Annotated in this window: 17 protein-coding genes; 5 read left to right on the top strand and 12 right to left on the bottom strand. The window is 55.4% G+C overall.

From position 1 onward, the window contains the following. The first annotated feature begins 11 nt into the window (after positions 1-11). Complete coding sequence (locus tag AC13QE_RS29800) at positions 12-659, top strand: TetR/AcrR family transcriptional regulator (protein ID WP_488486439.1); 648 nt, start codon at positions 12-14, stop codon at positions 657-659. Between the two features lie 126 nt (positions 660-785). On the opposite strand, the gene AC13QE_RS29795 is transcribed toward AC13QE_RS29800, so the two are convergent. From AC13QE_RS29795 to AC13QE_RS29760, 8 genes are all read right to left on the bottom strand, one after another. After that, a complete protein-coding gene (locus AC13QE_RS29795; protein WP_488486438.1) occupies positions 786-1,175 on the bottom strand; it encodes a nuclear transport factor 2 family protein in 390 nt (129 codons plus the stop codon). 167 nt (positions 1,176-1,342) lie between these two features. Beyond that, positions 1,343-1,945: a malonic semialdehyde reductase gene (locus AC13QE_RS29790; protein WP_488486437.1), complete on the bottom strand. Its 603-nt coding sequence runs from the start codon at positions 1,943-1,945 to the stop codon at positions 1,343-1,345. Positions 1,946-2,008: 63 nt separating this feature from the next. Continuing rightward, the gene (locus AC13QE_RS29785) at positions 2,009-2,548 is read right to left on the bottom strand and encodes a flavin reductase family protein (protein WP_488486436.1); all 540 of its coding nucleotides are present in this window, start codon (positions 2,546-2,548) and stop codon (positions 2,009-2,011) included. Between the two features lie 5 nt (positions 2,549-2,553). Further along, on the bottom strand, positions 2,554-3,402 hold the full coding sequence (locus AC13QE_RS29780; RefSeq protein ID WP_488486435.1) for an ABC transporter permease: 849 nt from the start codon (positions 3,400-3,402) through the stop codon (positions 2,554-2,556). Further along, positions 3,399-4,220, bottom strand: coding sequence for an ABC transporter ATP-binding protein (locus tag AC13QE_RS29775; RefSeq protein ID WP_488486434.1), 822 nt, complete (start codon positions 4,218-4,220; stop codon positions 3,399-3,401). The genes AC13QE_RS29780 and AC13QE_RS29775 overlap by 4 nt, the downstream gene beginning before the upstream one ends. Further along, on the bottom strand, positions 4,217-5,560 hold the full coding sequence (locus AC13QE_RS29770) for an LLM class flavin-dependent oxidoreductase (RefSeq protein WP_488486433.1): 1,344 nt from the start codon (positions 5,558-5,560) through the stop codon (positions 4,217-4,219). The genes AC13QE_RS29775 and AC13QE_RS29770 overlap by 4 nt, the downstream gene beginning before the upstream one ends. Before the next feature lie 23 nt (positions 5,561-5,583). Beyond that, positions 5,584-6,573, bottom strand: a complete 990-nt coding sequence (locus AC13QE_RS29765) for an aliphatic sulfonate ABC transporter substrate-binding protein (protein ID WP_488486432.1) — start codon at positions 6,571-6,573, stop codon at positions 5,584-5,586. Between the two features lie 43 nt (positions 6,574-6,616). Beyond that, a complete protein-coding gene (locus tag AC13QE_RS29760; protein WP_488486431.1) occupies positions 6,617-7,690 on the bottom strand; it encodes a MalY/PatB family protein in 1,074 nt (357 codons plus the stop codon). Between the two features lie 429 nt (positions 7,691-8,119). Here AC13QE_RS29760 and AC13QE_RS29755 point away from each other — a divergent pair, with 429 nt between their 5' ends. Together AC13QE_RS29755 and AC13QE_RS29750 are read left to right on the top strand one after the other, a co-directional pair. Continuing rightward, positions 8,120-9,058 carry a LysR family transcriptional regulator gene (locus AC13QE_RS29755; RefSeq protein WP_488486430.1) on the top strand — a complete coding sequence of 313 codons (939 nt, stop codon included), beginning with the start codon at positions 8,120-8,122 and terminating at the stop codon, positions 9,056-9,058. A 244-nt stretch (positions 9,059-9,302) separates the two neighbouring features. Then, positions 9,303-11,516: a rhodanese-like domain-containing protein gene (locus AC13QE_RS29750; protein WP_488486429.1), complete on the top strand. Its 2,214-nt coding sequence runs from the start codon at positions 9,303-9,305 to the stop codon at positions 11,514-11,516. A 534-nt stretch (positions 11,517-12,050) separates the two neighbouring features. On the opposite strand, the gene AC13QE_RS29745 is transcribed toward AC13QE_RS29750, so the two are convergent. After that, the gene (locus AC13QE_RS29745) at positions 12,051-12,938 is read right to left on the bottom strand and encodes a LysR family transcriptional regulator (RefSeq protein WP_488486428.1); all 888 of its coding nucleotides are present in this window, start codon (positions 12,936-12,938) and stop codon (positions 12,051-12,053) included. A 107-nt stretch (positions 12,939-13,045) separates the two neighbouring features. On the opposite strand from AC13QE_RS29745, the gene AC13QE_RS29740 reads away from it, so the two are divergent. Continuing rightward, positions 13,046-14,065, top strand: coding sequence for a YeiH family protein (locus AC13QE_RS29740; protein ID WP_488486427.1), 1,020 nt, complete (start codon positions 13,046-13,048; stop codon positions 14,063-14,065). Positions 14,066-14,239: 174 nt separating this feature from the next. Here the strand turns inward: AC13QE_RS29740 and AC13QE_RS29735 are convergent, their stop codons facing one another. Continuing rightward, on the bottom strand, positions 14,240-15,298 hold the full coding sequence (locus AC13QE_RS29735) for an LLM class flavin-dependent oxidoreductase (RefSeq protein ID WP_488486426.1): 1,059 nt from the start codon (positions 15,296-15,298) through the stop codon (positions 14,240-14,242). A gap of 85 nt (positions 15,299-15,383) precedes the next feature. Then, a complete protein-coding gene (locus tag AC13QE_RS29730; RefSeq protein WP_488486425.1) occupies positions 15,384-16,700 on the bottom strand; it encodes an MFS transporter in 1,317 nt (438 codons plus the stop codon). A gap of 179 nt (positions 16,701-16,879) precedes the next feature. Here AC13QE_RS29730 and AC13QE_RS29725 point away from each other — a divergent pair, with 179 nt between their 5' ends. Then, a complete protein-coding gene (locus AC13QE_RS29725) occupies positions 16,880-17,185 on the top strand; it encodes an ArsR/SmtB family transcription factor (protein WP_488486424.1) in 306 nt (101 codons plus the stop codon). Between the two features lie 202 nt (positions 17,186-17,387). On the opposite strand, the gene AC13QE_RS29720 is transcribed toward AC13QE_RS29725, so the two are convergent. Continuing rightward, a complete protein-coding gene (locus AC13QE_RS29720; RefSeq protein ID WP_488486423.1) occupies positions 17,388-18,443 on the bottom strand; it encodes an SMP-30/gluconolactonase/LRE family protein in 1,056 nt (351 codons plus the stop codon). Between the last annotated feature and the right edge of the window lie 31 nt (positions 18,444-18,474).

The raw sequence follows: 18,474 nt of genomic DNA, 5'->3' as shown, positions 1-18,474 counted from the left end.
CGGGATAAAACATGCTGAGGAAACACATCATTTCGGGTAAGCGTGCACCACGCAAGCGCGATCGGACCCGGATAAAAATCACCGAGGCAGCCGTCGAAATCATGGCGGAAAAGGGCATTGCCGCGACATCGGTTAGCGAAATCACGGAGAGAGCCGACATAGCGAATGGAACTTTCTATCTTCATTTCGACAACAAAGCCGACATAATTTCAAAGCTCTGCAGCGACATCACGCGTGCTATGAATGAGGAGATGGACAGCGAGAGGATTTCGATTACGAACGGCGCTCAACGCGTGGCGTTCGGCACGGAACAGTTTATTGAAATCGCGGCCAGCGATCATCAATGGGGCCGTGTTCTGCTTTTTGCGCTTACTGAAATCGAGACGTTCAAGGATGATATCTCTCGATACATGAAAATGGACATCCAGATCGCAATTGATCAGGGATATTTTCACGATACGCTTGACATGTTCATGATCGACTCGCTCGTATCCCTGTTGATTGCCGGCGTGCGTGCACGGCTCGATGGTGCCGATCCAGCGGTAAGTGGCCGTGCCGCGGAATATTTTCTGAGATTATTGGGATTGAAGCCGGAGGAAGCACGCAAAATCCGCGCTGAAAACATATCCAAGATCAACTATGCCGGAGCGGCTGCTTAGTGGCCGCAATATATGAGGGCCGGACCTCATCATCCCTGACCAGATGCCTCGACTTATGAGTTTGTGAGGCCTTGAAAAGGCCGGAGTAAGTGCTTTTGAAAGTGCGTTGGGTAGTTGAATAGTGCGCTACGCCAATGATAGCTCTGGCGGATCAGCCTGCGCCGACAAAGCGGCAAGCAGCGTCCAGATCCCGCAGTTGCGGTGATAGACGGCCAGGATTCGGGAATCTACGATTTTCGGTATGCCGTGTACCACGATGTCGATATTGACCCGACAAAAAACCGTCGCCGTATCGCCAGTCACCGTGATGTGCTGTTCGAACCGATCGATCCTGCGATAGTCCCAAACGCCGCCCTTCAGCCCCTCGATGTAGCTCTTCTTTGTGTCGGCAACGCCGGACGAGTGCACGTAATTGAGCTTTTCGTCCAGAATCCTCCCGAGGGTGCCCCCGTCCTTCGCAAGCATCGCCCCATAGCGGGTATCTTCGATTCTTTCAATTTCTGCCAGATCAGACATCCGAGCCTTTCCTAATTAGGATTGTTCGACAAATCGCAAACGGTCTTATTGATAACGAAATACTCTCCTTTTAAGCCCAAGCACCAACCGGCTCTTGCTGCCGTCACTTAACCCTAATTGACACGAGCGACCGCAAAGGCGGTGGCTGCAAATATCCTGGGATGCACTCAAACAACCTTGCAGGCGCGTTCAAAGGCCAGTCTTGGCAATCGCGGCATCAGCGTCGAGCGGTCACCGTAACCAAGGTTTACCAGCATCGTAACCTCGACTTTGCCTTCGGGGAAAAATCCTTCTTGAACGGCTTTAGCATTGAACCCAGTCATTGGTCCGCAGTCGAGCCCTAGGCCGCGAGCCGCCATGATGAGATATGCCGCCTGAAGCGTTCCGCTCTGGTATGCTGACGACCTGTTGACGTCCGGATCAGCGAACCACGGCCGGGCATCGACGTGCGGAAATAACTCCGGCAGCAAGGAGGCGAACTCGAGATCAATACCGACGATCGCGGTAGCAGGCGCCGTCATAGTCTTGGCAAGGTTGCCTTTCGAGAGAGCCGGGGCAAGCTGTTCCTTTCCCTGCTGGCTGGTTACAAAAACAAAACGCGCCGGCGTCGAATTGCACGCTGTCGGTCCAAGCTTCACCATATCGTAAAGCTCGACGAGCATCTCTTCTGGAACCGACCTATCCTGCCACCCAGAGAAGCTCCGGGCATTGTAGAAAGCGCGATCCGCCCATCCGTCCTTAACGACAGTTTTTGTCTGAGCAATAGCCATGCATAAATCTTCCCTGTTGGCCGGCCGCCATAGACCGTCGGGTCTCGGCCACAAAAAACGGTGTCAGTTAGCGTGGGCTTGAATCCGGGTGAATACGCTCTCGTGGAAAATCAGAGGTCGCTTTTCCGCCGAGCGTGAGGTGGCATTAACCTTCATCAAAACGATTGCATGGTCCCCGGCAGTCACCTCTGTCTCGATGGTGCATTCGAAAAATGACACGACATCGTCGAGCACGATTGCGCCGCGCTCAGTGGCGTGCCATGCCACGTCCTGAAACCTGTCTCCGGTTTTTGCCGATAGCTTCCGGCACAGCTCGCCCTGTTCTTCGGAGAGAATGTTGACCCCCACCGTTCGCAAGCTACGCAGACGAGGCCATGTGCTGGAGGTCAGTTGGATGCACACCGAAACCAGCGCGGGTGCAAGTGAAACCGTTGTAAACGAGCTTGCAGCAATCCCGACGGGTCCTTCCTGCGACAGCGCGCACAGCGCGACCACGCCTGAGGGAAAGGTCGAGTAGAGCTTACGAAGGCCCACCGCATCGTCCTCCTCTACCGGATTGAGGACAACGACATGGGAAGATTTGAGATGCGCTACATTTTCCATTTTGTTCACCCGTTATAGCCGTCACGCCAAGCCAGCATTCTTGTTTCTAGGAAGCGGACGAAAGAGTCTGACAGTTTGCCGACTGCAGCGAAGACAAAGACGCCGACCAGCACAGTGGAGGTGTCAAGAATCGAGCGCGCATTCTGGATCAGATAACCGATGCCTGTTTGCGCGCCCATCAACTCAGCGACAACGAGACAGACCCAGGCCATGCCCATTGAAAGACGCAAGCCTAAGAGAATGTTTGGTGCGGCTGCCGGAAGGACGAGCTTTCGCATCATCTGCCCCGGAGAGAACTCAAGTACTTGTGCCACTTGAAAGAGCTTGGCGTCGACGCTGCGAACACCGAGAAAAGCATTGACGTACATCGGGAAAAACGCACCCGTCGCGACTAGGATGATCTTTGACTTATCACCGAACCCAAACCACAGGATGAAGAGCGGCGTCACGGCAATCAGAGGTACCGTCCGCAGCATCTGCAGAAACGGGTCCATCAGATGTTCCATGGTCCTTGAATAGCCCACGAGGACACCTGACATCAGCCCGAGGCTTGCGCCGATGGCAAATCCCGCTCCTGCTCTGCCAAGACTGACGAGCAGGTTCTGCAAAAGGACGCCGGAGGTGATGAGGTCGCCGAGAGTCACGAGCACTTCGCTCGGCGCAGGGAACAGCCGTACGTCGATAAAGCCGAATACGGCAAGAACCTGCCATAAGACAACGAAACCAATCGGAACCAATGCTCCGATCGCAACACGACGCATCGGTTTGCTGATCGCAAGAGCGGTCCGACGGTCGGATTCTCTTTTCATGGGTTCGATAGACATCGCCGCAGGCGTGAAGTTGGGATCATTCATTGCGCTATCCCTTTGCCAAACTGCGTGTGAGCCTCGGCCTCTTCGAGCGTCTCGAAAAGCTCGACCAGATGGCTTCGTACCGCTTGGAACGCCGGCGACTTCCGCTGACGTGGATGTTCGAGCGTGACGGGGACGATTTCATGAATGCGGCCCGGCCTTGGACTCATAACAACGACCCTGTCAGCTAGAAATACGGCCTCGTCGATGTCATGGGTCACGAAGACCATGGTCGTTCCGTTAGCGCCCCAGATATCCTGGAGCGCGTTTTGCATGTGTGAGCGCGTGAAGGAGTCGAGCGCACCAAACGGTTCATCGAGCAGCAGAACTCTCGGCTGGCGCATCAGCGCTCGGGCAATTGCCACGCGCTGCGACATTCCACCCGAAAGTTGCTTGGGATAGGCTTTCTCGAAGCCTTCAATGCGAACGAGAGCGATGAGTTCGTCAACACGGCGCCTTATCTTCGCGTCCCTAAGACTAAGATTAGCCGCGATGTTCTCTTCAACCGTCAGCCAGGGAAACAGCCGGTGCTCCTGGAAGACGACGCCCCTGTCCGCACCTGGTTTGCTGATCCGATGATCGTCGAGCACGATGGAACCACTGGTAACTCGTTCCAATCCCGCAACGGCCTTGAGAAGCGTGCTTTTGCCGCAACCGCTCGGTCCGATGATCGTGACGAACTCACCCTCCTGAATTTCAAGGCTGACGTCCTTCAGAGCAATGGTGCCTCCGCGGGTGTCGCCATAAATCTTATGAATCGAGAGGATCGACAGGTGCGGCGAAGTCGATTTAGATGCGAGGGACTTGACCGCGCCTGTCATGAAGTCACCTCTGCCAGTTTGGCCTCGGAACCGTATCGGTTAGGCGTCCAGTCAAGTCCCATGTTTTCACGGAGCGTCTTGCCACGATAACCGTTGTCGTAAAGACCTCTACGTCGCAGTTCAGGGATTACGAGATCGACGAAGTCACGCAGCCCGTCAGGCTGGACCCAGTTGCTGATCAAGAAACCATCCGCCGCACCTTCGCGGAACCAGGCTTCCATGGCGTCGGCTACCTGCGACGGCGTGCCGAAGAAATCTTCCTTTAGTGTTGCAACGCGTCGAGCAACTTCACGTAGTGTCAATCCGTGGCGGCGGGCATCGGCTTCGAATTTCGTCGTAAGTCCCTTGAAGAAATTGGCACCGACGTGTTCCATCGCCGGGAATGGTGCGTCGAGATCGTGTTTTGTAAAATCATACTGGTTGTAGTAATAGCCCAGATTGCGCAACGCATCCGTATCGCTGGTATATTCGAGAAGCATTTGGTACTTCTCTTCCGCTTCCTGCGTCGAGCGACCGACCACGACCTGGGCGCCCGTCATGATGGAAAGCATAGACGGGTCCCGGCCTTCAGCGGCCGTGCGTGCCTTCATATCGGAATAATACGACTTCGCCGTGGCGATCTCGAATTCGCGGGCAAAGATTGCCTCGGCATGTTTTGCCGCGAAGGCTCTACCTGCCTCGGACGTCCCGGCTTGGAACGTCACCGGATGACCCTGGGGCGACCGAATGATGTTTAGAGGGCCTTTGACCCTATAATATTTGCCGACGTGATCGAGAAAATGCATCTTCGATCTGTCGAGGAAGGTTCGTGACGCGCGGTCACGAGGAAACGCATCGTCCTCGTAAGTATCCCACAAACCGCGTACGACTTCCACGAACTCTTCAGCCATCGCGTAACGCTCGTTATGCGGTATAAGGTCATCTCCGCCATAATTCTCGGCTGCTGCCTGCTGTGCAGAAGTTACCACGTTCCACCCGGCTCGGCCTCCGCTGAGGACGTCGAGCGTGCCGACCTGACGCGCAACAGTGTAGGGAGCGCTGTATGACGTAGAGATCGTGGCAACAAGCCCAATATTACTGGTGACGGAGGCCAGTGCCGAAAGAAGGGAGATCGGTTCGAAACGTGCAAGATAGTGGGGGCGCGCGTTGGGATCGACCGCCGGGTTGTCGGCAACGAAAGCAAACGCAAAGTTTGCCTGTTCTGCCATTTGCACGAGCCGCTTTGCGGCTTCGAAGTTGACGCTTGCATCGGGGGGCGTCGTGGGGTGAAGCCAGGAGTTGAAGCTGGATCCTGGGGTTTCAACAATCAGTCCGAGCTTGATTTTCTTGCTGTCAGTCATCTTGAGCCATCGAATCTCTTGAGTCAGCGGGAAGGGTTGGAAGCCAGCGCTTTTTTCATGAAGCTGTTATCGATCATGGACTTGATATCACCAGTCCTCTTCAGTTCGCCCAGTTTCACAAGCAGTTCGGAAGTCTTCTCCAGCCCGGCAATTTCCTCATCCGAATAAGGCCGGTTCTCGGGTGCCGAAACCTTAATGAACGCCGCAATCTTGTCCGGCGTCGTGGTTCGCGCCTTTGCGATCTGCTCATAGGGTGGATTGGCGCCTGTAAGAGCCTTCATTGCCTCCTGGCGGGCGGCAAGGTAGCGGACAACCATGTCAGGATTCTCGTCAATGAATCCCTTGCGTACTGCGATTGCCCCCGGGATGAGACCAACCGTTTCTGCGGAAGCCAAAAGCCTGCTGTTGGCGTCATTGACAGCTGAGCTTTTCACCCCACTCCAGACAGCCCATGCATCTACCTGACCACTAAGGAAAGCGTTCTGTCCCTCGAAAGGCTCGAGGTTGATCATCGAGATGTCGGACGCAGACATTCCCTCCTTGTCGAGAAGGCGGAGAAGCATAGTCCAAGCGCTGCTCCCCGTGTTGACGGCAACCGTCTTGCCTTTGAGTTCCGCAAGCGACTTGATGGCGCTTTGAATAGGCAGCAAGAGCACGTCGCCACCACCATTGCTGGCCGCGCCGACGACCACAAAAGGCGAGCTGGCAGCTGCGCCAATAACCACTCCGACATAACCAAGCTCCGCGATATCGAGAGTACCTGACGCAATGGCTTGCAGCATCTGGTTAGTGGTGTCGAGTTTCGTATATTCAACCGTGACCCCGGATTTCTCGAAGACTTCGTCGAAGATTTTAAGAACGCGTCCGGCCATCACTGGGCTCGTCATTGTTGTCGTGTCAGTCACGATTTTTCTGGTCGCCGCCAAGGCGAAACGCGGCGCAAGCGCGATCATACCGCCAACATGCAACGACCCGAGAACAGCGGCTCGTCGTGTAATTTCAAACTTTTTCATGTCAGTTCCCCTTTTTGGTTTCTCACTCGGTATCCGGAAATTTTCAGATGAGAGGTTTACAGGCCTCCACAATTCGTCCCAGAATATCCTCCAGGATCTCGGGCGAAGTCGCGAAATTTAACCGCGCGAACCGGGTGCAACCCGGACTGAATTCTTCGCCGGGGCTAGCTGCCACCTTGGCCTTCGTGATCAAGTACTCCTGCGCCGACAGTGGCAAGCGGAGGGCTGAAAAGTCCAGCCATGAAAGATATGTTGCATCGGGCAAAGTAACCTGGACACCGGGCAATTCCGCAGTGATGACTTGGTGAACACGGTCGCGCGCGAACTGTAGGTGATTTTTTACAGCTTTCAGCCAAGGATCGCCGTCGTTCCAAGCCGCCAGTGTCGCGGCCATTCCCAGAGCATTGACCGCGCCCAAAGCCTGAATTGGAATTCTCGCCGAAAACCTCTGCTTGAGTGCCGCAGAGCCGAAGTGCATCACTCCAGCCCGCAAGCCCGGTATGTTGAAGGATTTTGTTGCAGACGAAATGGTGATTGTTCTTTTTGCGATATCTTCGCCCAGCGACGCGAACGGCACATGCGTCCGACCTTCATGCACTAGGTCGGCATGAATTTCGTCCGAAACGACTATGAGATCCCTCGCCACGCAAAAGTCGGCGATCAACTTCAACTCTTCGCGACTTGCGGCATGACCGGTCGGGTTGTGAGGATGGCAAAGGAAAAACAAACTTGCGTCGGACGGCAGCGACTTAGCCAGTTCCGCCCAGTCTACGGCTGTACCTTGCCCGTCATGACGCATCGCAATCGGAAATTGCTGCCGGTCCAATGTCTTGATGCTCGTGCGCATCGGTCCATAGATCGGATCCTGCACCAGGACTGGATCTCCCACTTCCGTGAAAGCCGCCACACAAGCATACATAGTTTGTACGAGGTCGGAGACTGGCACCGCCAAACCCGGGTCTGCCTCCCAACCATGAGCAGTTTTCATTCGCGCAGAGAAAGCCTTGGAAAGGGCTGGAGCGTCTCCTGCCGCCGGAAGGCGAGGATAGCCGTAATCCTGACGGTTAACGATGTCCGCGACGGCGTCCTGCACGGCCTGAGGCGGCAGGAAGTCCATCTCCGCCACGAACGCTGGAAGAATATCGCTCTCGTATCGAGACCATTTCGTGGTCCGTCGCGTCCTGAGAACGTCTAGCGGAAGAAAAAACCGCTCCGCCTCTGGTGCCAATCGATTTAGCAAAATCTGCCTCCAATTCCTCTGGTGAATAGACTATAAACGAGATAGCTCTCATTTTTAGATGGGGTAGGCAGAATTCATTATTTCACATGTGGCATAATCGGCATCGTTTTTGCCAATGGATCTGCAGTGAAATGGAAGGATGAGCGGGACATGATCAAAAATGTTCAGCTCATACGGATTATTCTGGCACGGGCAAGGAGACGGGATGGCAGGCAATCCTGCAATTTATGCTCCCCCCAAAGCCTGTTGCCCGTCAGCTAAATCAACCCATCAAGGAAATTATTGGCAATTTGGAAGGAACAGAGATTGAGTACCGCGCCATCTCTTCGCCATGGTCAGATCGATCTTGAACGTCTCAGCGCCATCTCATGCTTCGTGGCTGTTGCCGAGGAGAGGAGCTTCATCAAGGCATCGGAGTCCGTAAGCACGTCACCGTCGACCGTGAGCCGAAAAATTTCGAGTCTGGAGGACGCCATGGGTGTCCGGCTGTTCGACAGGACCACGCGTCGAGTGGAACTTACCGAGGCTGGGCGTGTCTACTATGACCAGTGCGTCGATATCCTTAATCATCTGGCGGACGCGGATGCCTTGGTTGAATCGATGAACAGCGAACCGCGCGGGCTGTTGAGGGTTAGCTTTCCGGTCGCACTTGGTCATCTCGTCTTGCCCCGGCTGATAAAGGACTTCCTCAACCAGTATCCAAAGGTACAGATAGAATTGAACTGTACCGATCGTTATGTCGATCTCGTGAAGGAATCATATGACGCAGCAGTTCGTATCGGTATTCTCCAGGACTCCGGTCTGTTCGCGCGGCGCATTGCGACCAATCGGCGACTCGTCGTTGCCTCCCCCGACTATATCGAAAAATACGGGACCCCACGGTCTCCACGAGAACTTGCACATCACCGGTGCCTGTCCTTTAGCAACTATCCCGGTAGAGGCGTCGTGTGGCGTTTCCAGTCCGGCGAAGTCACGGAAGAGGTCAAGGTTTCGGATGTCATGCGGTCAGACAGTTCCGAGACGATACATGCCGCGGCGGTCGAAGGATTGGGCATTGCAGTTGTAGCACGCTATCTCGGCTTCGAAAGCATTTCGACCGGCCGTCTTGTTCCGCTTCTCAACGACTGGGTTTGCGCCCCGGAGGCTGGAGTCTACATCGTCCACAATAGCGGCAAATTCGCCACCAGAAAGCTTTCTGTCTTCCTCGACTACTTTACGAGTAGACTGAAGAATCTGAATTGGTAGCACGGCGAACACATAGAAAACCTTCGCCGACCAAGGGCCTTCCCGTCCCTTAAGGATTAATGCTCTCCTGCAACAGTCTACTGCAGGTACGCGCCTTAATAACCCAACACCGGACTGATAAGTAACTTGCGGGCAACGAATGATTTGCCAATGGTCCCGCCAAGACGCGGCCAATCGCGTGCCGCAGGGGCGAGATCCGAGGACGGCAATGTATTCCCACCAGGGATCGAAAGAGGAACCGCGCATGACCATGTCCAACGGTACATTAGATTCGATGGCGGACATCGCGACCCGTCGAGCGGCAGCAGTTGGGAAGGTGGTTCAGCTAGGAAAGAAACTGGCTGACGAAGTCAGTGGGCCAATCGAGCGCGAAACATTGGCCCCAGTCGCCCGCGCACTTGAAGATCTCGGCGGAAGAGCTGAACTTTTTCCGGCTGAACATTTTCCCAGAGGCGCTTCTGGGCACAACGAGATGTACCGCCTTGCGGAAGACCCGGACGGCAAGTTCGCAATGTATCTTTCGATCTCCGAGCCCGGTGGCAGATTCCCGCCCCACAACCACACGACCTGGGCCATCATCTCAGGGGTTGCTGGCAACGAGCTGAACATCCTTTTTCGCAGGGAACCCACAAGCGATCCTTCGCAAGACCGCCTTGTGGAGATGGGCCGATACGAGGTGACGCCTGGAAGCTCGGTGACTTTGCTCCCTGAAGACGTCCACACCATCGAAGTCATCGAAGGCCGTCCCGCCATACACCTGCACTTTTACGGTCTGGCCCTGGATCACATCGAGGATCGTGTGATCTTCGAAGGGATCGAAGGCGGCAGCTTTAGCTCTCCGCCTTTGCGTCGGGATTTCAAACACGCCGTCATCGATGCGCATACTTTGAAAGCGGCTTTCTCGGACCGCAACGAAATTGCCGTGCTCGATGTTCGGGAAACCGGCGTGTACTCTCTCGGCCATCTGCTGCTTGCGACCTCCGCTCCTCTTTGGCGCATCGAGTTGCTTATAGCGCGCCTTGTTCCGCGCCGCAGTACGCGGATTGTCGTTATGGACGGCGGGACCGAGGATAATAGGCTGGCAAATGCGGCCGCGGCCAAGTTGACCAAACTCGGTTGGGGCAACGTATCCGTTCTTCGTGGCGGTACACAGGCTTGGGTCGATGCAGGCTATGAACTCTTCAGTGGCCTCAATTCACCCAGCAAGGCTTTTGCCGAAAAAGTCGAGGCAGAAAAGCGCACGCCTTTTATAGAAGCAAGCGATCTGAAGCGCCGTATCGAACGCGGCGACGACATCATTGTTGTTGACAGCCGCTCGCCCGAGGAATTTGCCGAATCCGCACTGCCCTTTTCGCATAATGTACCAGCGGGAGAACTGCCGCTTCGGGTTCCCGAACTGATTCGGAGTGCTGAAACCATTGTTGTTGTAAACTGTGCCGGACGCGCGCGTGGAATTGTCGGTGCTCAATCATTGATTGAAAGCGGTATACGTAACCCCGTCGCTTCTTTGAAGGACGGGATGATCGGCTGGCTTCAATCTGGCAATCAACTGGCGAAAGGCCGCTCTACCGCCCTCCCCGAACCCGGTGAGCACACTTATCGCGAAGCACGTCAACTGGCCAACAAACTCGAACAGCGCATAGGTGTGCGTCGGATCGGATGCGCAGAACTCGCGGCCTTCGAAGACGAGGCCGATGTAAGGACTTTGTATCGGTTTGACGTGAGAGCAACCGCGGAATACGAGGCAGGGCATTTGCCTGGCTGGCGATGTGCGCCTGGAGGACAACTGATCCATGCCGCTGAAGATTATGCCGCGACGAGGAATGCGCGCGTCGTTCTGGCCGACTGGGACGGCGTCCGTGCAATCAACGCCGCTGCCTGGCTGATGCAACTAGGCGGGAGGGAGATCTATCTCCATAGGCCGCCACTGATCACCGACCTCGAAATCGGACCAGAGCCGATACGTGTTTTGGCCACGCAGCCGGCAGTGCCCGGCATGACGTCACTTGAGCTCAATACATTGCTGGATCGAGGGGCCGCCGTGGTAGTCGATGTGGATCGCAGGTATGCCTTCGAGAAGCATCACGTCCGCGGAGCATGGTCGACCGTGCCTGACCGCCTTCCCGAGTTTGTCGCACGCCATCCAACGGACTTAATGATTGTTGTTACCTCCTCCGATGGGGTACTCGCGCGTACGGTCGCCGCCGAACTCGCAGCCACGTCTGAGCGCGAAGTCCGCTTCCTTTCGGGAGGTACCCGCGCATGGATGGCAGAAGGCTTAGAAGTGGAAGCGGGCGTAAAAAACGTGCTGACTGGTTACGACGATTTTTGGCGCAGCCCATACGAATATGACAACGACGCCGACCTCGCGGAAAGCTTCCGGCGCTACCTGCTGTGGGAAGCCGGCTTGACCGCTCAGTTGGACAAGGAAGGAGATGTCGGGATGCGCCTATTGTAGCGTTGCCGCGCAGCGAAGGGATTAAGGAGTGCGGTGGGAACGTCGAGATCGAACGCAGGTACAAGGGGTAAAATGCGCGGGAGCCGCTTCTGATCTGAAAGCCAATGCCCGATGAGGCCCCATCCTAGGGTCGTCCTTCCACTCTAAGCGCCGGGCATCCTGGTCTTCGTTAATGCTTGGGATTATATGTTAGTTCCTGCTTGCCCTGCCATTCTACTCTAACCCGTCATTTCGAACCCTACTCGGTATCCGACTCTATCAGTGAATCTGCCTCATCCTTGGCCGGAGATCTCGTCGGCATTGTCCCCGTGACAATCCCGATTTTTATCTTCCAAGAGTCTAGTGTCCGGTTTGACCTCGGGAGAGATAAAGGGATGGGCCATGCCGCAGCGATGTAGCGTGATAGCCATTTGACGATAAAACGCTGCAGCGCACGGCGTGGAAGCGCGCAGGTCGTTGAGCTGCCAAGCTTTTATCGCGCCGAAGCATCGTTTGCCGCGGCCTTTGCAGCGAGAACCGAACTTCAAGCCGGCGCTAGGTCTTTTTTACGCGGCACATCTCAATCAGCGTCGAGGCAGCCTTGCTGTTGTGCCGTTCCTTGTGCTTGAGGAGGCGGAATTCACGGACCAGCCGGCAGAAATCGACCTCGATCAGCTTGCCGGCCTCTATATGCTGCTGAGCGGCGAGACGGGAAACGGCGGCGGCGCACAGGCTTTCATCGAGCGCTGCCAAGATCGCCTCGTTGGAAGGGAGCACCATCGCGATCGTCAAATCCTCCGCGTTCACACCCATCTCGACCAGCGCATCCTCGAACACGGAACGCGTCCCCGAGCCGATCTCGCGCATCACCCATGGCGCTGCGACAAGATCGTCCCTAACTGGTTTGCTGGCACGCGCCCAAGGATGCGATGCACTGACGACCACCACAAGCTCGTCTTGCGCAACAATCGAAGCGGCAAGTGCTGGCTCGTCGATGTCCCCTTCCACGAACCCGACATCAGCCTCGCCGGAAATGACCGCATCGGCGACCGTGCGGGTGTTGCCAATTGTCAGAGTAAGATCAATTCCCGGGTGCAACGCATGAAACCGCATGAGGCGAGAAGGTAGCCAATAACTAGCGATTGTCTGACTGGCGAACACATTCAACGCTCCACGCTGCATTCCTCCGAGCTCACTGAGCACAAGCTCGGCTGCGCGAGCTCTGGCAAGCAGCGACTTCGCTTCGCCGAGGAAAATTCGTCCCGATTCCGTCAACTCGATACGGCGGCCGATGCGGTGAAAAAGCTCTACGCCATAGTGGTGCTCGAGGTTCTTGATTGTAGTGCTGACAGCCGAGGGCGTGAGGTTGATCGAGGCCGCCGCCTTGGTCAGATGTTCGCGTTCCGCAACCGCGATGAAAATTGCTAACTGCTCGAAGGTCATGGGAGATTATTCTATTTCTTCGAATGAAATGTAGAAGAATATTCGATGGAAGTCGACACGATTAGCTGAAAAATCCTCTTGGCAGTCATTAGATTTCCAGGTGTTCGGTGACCTTCCAGAATTGTTATAGATGTAGTCGCCAGATTGTTCCTGGCTTGCTCGTCTGCATCGCTGTAGCTGCTGCTGCCTATCTGTTCGAAAGACTGGAGCACGCCCTGTTCGGCGTTGGGCTTCTTGAGGCACTGGTCTTTGCCATCGTGATCGGGATGATCACAAGGACAGTTTTACCTGGGAAGACATCCTGGCAGCCAGGCATCAGCTTCATCTCCAAGACACTGCTCGAGATCGCGATCGTCCTTCTTGGTGCGTCCCTGAGTTTGGGAACGATGCGAAGCGCCGGCGCGATGCTGGTCGTCTGCGTCGTGGCGGTTGTCGCCATCTCAATCTGCACCAGCTTTGTAGTTGCCCGATTTTGCGGGTTATCGCGCCGGCTCGCTTTATTAATCGCCTGTGGGAACTCGATCTGTGGCAATTCCGCGATCGTCGCGCTTGCTCCTGTCATCGAAGCGGATTCCGACGAGGTCGCGTCAGCGCTGGCTTTTACAGCGGTTCTAGGTGTCGCATCGGTTCTTATCCTTCCGCTCGTTTACTTCTATGCGGGTATGACGGTAATGCAATATGGCGCGTTGACCGGCTTGACAGTCTATGCCGTGCCGCAGGTGCTTGCAGCCGCAGCGCCTGCTGGCGTGATAGCCGTGCAAACCGGGACGTTGATCAAGCTGCTACGCGTCTTGATGTTGGGTCCCGTTATTTTCGTGCTCGGGATCCTTCAGAAGGACCGCAGTGATTACGCACATGCGCAACGCGGGCTGGTTCCGTGGTTCATCGTCGGCTTTATCATTGTGGTGATCGCTCGTTCGATTGGGATAATTCCAGATACCATCATCCCGTTTTTGCTAACGCTATCAAGCGCGTTTACCGTCCTTGCGATGGCCGCGCTGGGTCTTTCGGTGAATATTCGCACCGTTGCCAGTGCAGGCGGACGCGTTATATTAGCAGCGTCAGCCTCACTTTTGCTTCTGGCGGCAATGAGCTATTGCGTCGCCGTGACTACAATTGCGAGATGAGCGACCCGGTTTCGGCTCTACGCAATCGAGAGCCCTGTGAGCGGGTTGATGCCATCGTCACCCTTGAACCAAATAAGATTGCTCGCTTCGAGGATCCAACGCTACGGCTTCGCCTTTATCGAACATCTTGATTAGAACGTGTTGCTGAACAGATTTGTCTTCACCTAGGCCGCGTTACTCTTCCTTGATGGTACCACGCTCGGACACGCTGCGCCTGCGCCAACCGAGCGAAGGGGCGAGGTGTGTCATAATGGTTGAAAGAAGATGGACATTGTATTCGACACCGAGTTGGTTGGGGATGGTGATTATGAGTGTGTCGGCAGCGCTGACAGCGGTATCACCCTTGAGGTCAGCGACGAGCTGGTCAGGTTCTCCCGCGTAAACTCTTCCAAATCGGGACAAAGAACCGTTGAGAACTCCTATTTCGTCGCGTGACGCCCGCTCGCGATCAAAATATTGCCGGTCTCTGTCGGTTGTGATGGGCAGAATACTGCGAGCGACCGCGACTCTCGGCGTACGGGAGTGACCGGCGGATTTCCATGTTCTGCGGAAGACTTCTATCTGTTCCGCCTGCAACTCTTGGAAAGGCACTCCAGTGTTCTCAGACAGCAACGTGCTGCTCATAAGGTTCATGCCTTGTTGCGCTGTCCACACGGCGGAAGCTCTTGTAGCTGAACCCCACCAAATGCGGCTGGAAAGGTCTTCTGACTGGGGCTGAATTTTGAGGTCGGGAGCGGCGCTCTCGGCTACATATTGGGAACGAGCGACGGGTTGACCGCCAATCGCCTCTCGAAATCGCATCGTGTGAGACTGCGCCATCAGTGCATCATTGCTCCCATTTTCAGGGGTGAAACCAAATGTTTCATAACCACGGCGGGCGATTTCCTGGGATCCCCGGCTGATGCCGAGTTGAAGTCGCCCGGAACTGATAAGGTCGGTCGAGGCCGCCTGCTCTGCCAGTGACAGCGGGTTTTCGTATCGCATATCGATCACGCCTGTTCCGAGCTCGATGCGTTTCGTGCGTGCTGCCATGGCCGCCAACAGGGGCATTGGCGTGGCAAACTGTGGCGCGTAGTGATGGACGCGGATTGCGGCCCCATCTAGTCCAAGGTCTTCCGCAGCGACAGCGAGATCGATGGTCTGAAGAAGTGAATCTTTTGCTGTCGTTGTCCTTGATCCAGGTGCATCCAGGTAATGACCGAACGACAGAAACCATATCTTCTTTGGCGTCATGACACCCTCTAAGAATTATGAAATTTTGGGAAGGTTGGTCGCCGCGCAAATAGACATTGGCGCAGTTAGGACTTGCGGAAGCAACCTAGAGACTTGATTGGGGTGTGGTAGCGCTGAGTGAGCGCGTGGATCGGTAGAGTACGTTGATCAGGATAGCGAGCAGGAAAGTTAGTATCGCCATCCCAACAACTAGAATGTGGAACGATTCAGCATAAGCAGCCGGGTCGCCGTTCCACCCCGCTGCAACGCGGTGCGCGATTTCCGGGTCGCCAATAGCGATTACCAGAAGGGTGCCCATAGCGGCACCGTACGCCGCAACACTGAGTGCCTCGCTGCCCAAGCGAAGGAAGTTGAGCACACCAGCTGCCTCTCCGCTCATCTCTTCGGGCACGGCAGCCAGAGCATCGCCGTCGATCAACCCCAACGGCAAACCCCATCCGAAGCCTAGCGTTGCCATTGCTACGCTCAGGAAAACAACAGGAATGTCCCGACCTAACAGGAGGAGTCCCAGATCACCGACAATCAGAAGAGATAACGAAGCATTGATGACAAAGAGTGAGGAAATCCACCGGACCTTTTGGGTAAGAAGGTTCGCGATGAAAGGGGCGACGAGCACCGGTAGGGTCAACGGCAACATAAAAAGACCGGCCTGCGCAGCTTCCATCTTCATGACTGCGCTAAGCGCGACAGGGAGATAGGTGAGAATTGAAACGTAGGCGACGGACCCTGCCACGGGCACCAGCACGATCGCCAGGAACAGACGATTGCGGAGCGGCGAAAAATCGATGAGCTTCGCGTTTGAGTGCGGTGCCGCACTATGGTTGACCTGCAGCCTGATACTGGCAAGGTAGGCAACGGCGGCAATGATGCCAACGAGAGCAAAGACTCCTCGCCAGCCGACGACCTCGGCGACTGTGCCGGATATCGTTGGGCCCGCCGCGAGACCAAGTCCAACAGTCATCCCAAGCAATGCAAACGCTCGAGCTCGCTGGGGACCAGAAAAGGAGCTTGAAAGAAGCGCTGTGCCGCCGGTCGCGATGGCTGCGGCGCCAATGCCGGAGAGGATGCGCCCGAAGTCAAGCACGAGCAAGCCAGTTGCGAGCGCGCTAAGGAGCGAACCAGCCAGCATGATCAGGGTGCCTACGCTGAAAGTTCGCTTGTATCCCAGTCTCGCAGCCGCTGCGCCCCAGATAAGAGTGAACACAGCGAACGCTGCGTTGAAACCGTTCGCCACCCACTGGAGGGGGACTGGGTCATGTCCAAGGTCGCTTGAGATCGCCGGAAGAGCGATAGTGGCTCCGGAAATACTGATTGGAAGAACAAAAAGAGCGAGAAAAACAGTGGGGAGGAGCAGCGGCGAGGGAGTGATTTTTTCAATCGACATCGTGTCGCAAGTTAACATTGAGTTTGGTCCTATATGTATCGTACCTTTAGCTAGCACGCTTAAAGGTACGATACAAGTAGGACCTCGCGAGCTCTGGGTTGAGGTCAGACGCCCGAGCACCGTGACACCGACATGTTCTCAGTTGAGGTCCAAGGTCAAACAAGGTATGACGCGCGTGGGACATGAAAGGACAGCTGATGCACGAAGTGCTGGCTACTCAACCTGAAGAGATGGAAATCGGGCAGGTATTGAAGGCTCTGGCCGATGAGCACCGGCGTCGTATAATTGTCGAGCTGGCAGCAGATCCGTCAGACGGTGAACGGACCTGCAACTCTTTCGAGCTGCCATTGTCAAAGCAAACGGTGTCTCATCATTTCAAGACTTTACTCTCAGCGGGGCTTATCAACCAGATCAACTACGGCAACCGGCAGGGAATATCTTTGCGCCGCGAAGCGATAGAGGCAAAATTCCCCGGTCTTCTGAATTTGCTCCAGGCAATCTGACTTGAGCCATCATTCAGATGACCGAGGAATCTCAAATATCTCGCGGAACTGATCCAGCTTCGACCGATTGTGGAGTTTCTAAGCTGCTCGCAGCGCTCAACAAGGCTCGCTCGCTCAAGTTCTCGGTCGGATACACGCCGATGAATTATCCCGGTTTGACGTCACGGAGTCGATATCCTCGAACATCGTTAGATTGGTTTGGTCAAGATTTGGGGGGAACCTTGGTCTCAACACGATAAAGGCTCTTGTCCGTAGTGATATAGAGGTATGTACGGTTACCCTCCATGGCGATCGCGACGTTTGTGACAGCTTTCTCGAACGGCATCGGTATATATGCAATCTCCTCCCCCAATGGAGAGTAGACTCGCACCCCGCGCCGGCTTGCCGCAGAAACGGCCGCATAGATATTGCCCGCTGCGTCGACGGTAAGGCCGTCGGGACCAATCTCATTTCCGTAGTCGACCAAGATCCTTTGATTTGTGGCCGTTCCATCGTCAGCCAGGTCATAAGCCAGCAATCGCATGGCGCCATTTTTTTGCGGCAGTTTTTCAATGCGCCAATCAGCCATCAGTGGATCAAGATCCGCAACATAAAGCGTCTTCTGATCAGGCGACAATGCGACGCCATTCGGCCGTGCAACATCAGAAATAATGAGATGGACGGCCCCATCTTGATCGATGCGATAGACGCCCGCGACAGGCTGTTCGATGGTTTCGTGACCGAAATAGCGAGGATCAGAAAAGTATATGCGCCCCTTGTGGTCGATATCAAGGTCATTAGGGGAGTTGAAAGGGCGTCCCTTATACAGGCCCGCGACGATCATGGAGCGCCCGGTCTTCATGTCGGTTCGAACGACAGATCGCCCCCCGAAATCGGCTCCCTCGGTGACGACCATGCGCCCTTCACGATCAAATTTGACCCCGGCCGCCATTCCACTTGGAGATCGGAAAAGCGAGGTTTTTTTGCTCGCCGGATCGAAGACCCAGATGTTCCCGGCTTCCATTCCAGTCGCAAAGGTCATTGTCAGATCGCAAAAGTAGATTTTACCGTCCGGGCCGACTGCCGGCCCCTCTAACCAGAACCCGCCATCAAACAACGTCTCAACCTTCGCGTCATTGGCCACGATCGGCCCGCGAACAATGTGAGCCGTCTCTGCCCGGGCGGTGGCCGACTGAATTACGAAAACTGCGGTTAACACGGCTGCAGCAATCAGGCGACCTGCCGTGCCCTTTCCTTGGTTTTTTAGCTGAACTGCCATCTCAATTCTCCATCAACGTGAACGGTTCAAG

The sequence above is a fragment of the Martinezella sp. CNPSo 3957 genome, from assembly GCF_057784395.1.
The sequence above is the reverse complement of the archived record's forward strand: the minus strand, read 5'-3'. Positions and strand labels throughout refer to the sequence as shown.

What these genes read in the sequence shown, in the direction of transcription:
- AC13QE_RS29800 (WP_488486439.1), top strand. Translation starts at nt 12, where the DNA reads ATGCTGAGGAAACACATCATTTCGGGTAAGCGTGCACCACGCAAGCGC.
- AC13QE_RS29795 (WP_488486438.1), bottom strand. Translation starts at nt 1,175, where the DNA reads ATGTCTGATCTGGCAGAAATTGAAAGAATCGAAGATACCCGCTATGGG.
- AC13QE_RS29790 (WP_488486437.1), bottom strand. Translation starts at nt 1,945, where the DNA reads ATGGCTATTGCTCAGACAAAAACTGTCGTTAAGGACGGATGGGCGGAT.
- AC13QE_RS29785 (WP_488486436.1), bottom strand. Translation starts at nt 2,548, where the DNA reads ATGGAAAATGTAGCGCATCTCAAATCTTCCCATGTCGTTGTCCTCAAT.
- AC13QE_RS29780 (WP_488486435.1), bottom strand. Translation starts at nt 3,402, where the DNA reads ATGAATGATCCCAACTTCACGCCTGCGGCGATGTCTATCGAACCCATG.
- AC13QE_RS29775 (WP_488486434.1), bottom strand. Translation starts at nt 4,220, where the DNA reads ATGACAGGCGCGGTCAAGTCCCTCGCATCTAAATCGACTTCGCCGCAC.
- AC13QE_RS29770 (WP_488486433.1), bottom strand. Translation starts at nt 5,560, where the DNA reads ATGACTGACAGCAAGAAAATCAAGCTCGGACTGATTGTTGAAACCCCA.
- AC13QE_RS29765 (WP_488486432.1), bottom strand. Translation starts at nt 6,573, where the DNA reads ATGAAAAAGTTTGAAATTACACGACGAGCCGCTGTTCTCGGGTCGTTG.
- AC13QE_RS29760 (WP_488486431.1), bottom strand. Translation starts at nt 7,690, where the DNA reads ATGGACTTCCTGCCGCCTCAGGCCGTGCAGGACGCCGTCGCGGACATC.
- AC13QE_RS29750 (WP_488486429.1), top strand. Translation starts at nt 9,303, where the DNA reads ATGACCATGTCCAACGGTACATTAGATTCGATGGCGGACATCGCGACC.
- AC13QE_RS29745 (WP_488486428.1), bottom strand. Translation starts at nt 12,938, where the DNA reads ATGACCTTCGAGCAGTTAGCAATTTTCATCGCGGTTGCGGAACGCGAA.
- AC13QE_RS29735 (WP_488486426.1), bottom strand. Translation starts at nt 15,298, where the DNA reads ATGACGCCAAAGAAGATATGGTTTCTGTCGTTCGGTCATTACCTGGAT.
- AC13QE_RS29730 (WP_488486425.1), bottom strand. Translation starts at nt 16,700, where the DNA reads ATGTTAACTTGCGACACGATGTCGATTGAAAAAATCACTCCCTCGCCG.
- AC13QE_RS29725 (WP_488486424.1), top strand. Translation starts at nt 16,880, where the DNA reads ATGCACGAAGTGCTGGCTACTCAACCTGAAGAGATGGAAATCGGGCAG.
- AC13QE_RS29720 (WP_488486423.1), bottom strand. Translation starts at nt 18,443, where the DNA reads ATGGCAGTTCAGCTAAAAAACCAAGGAAAGGGCACGGCAGGTCGCCTG.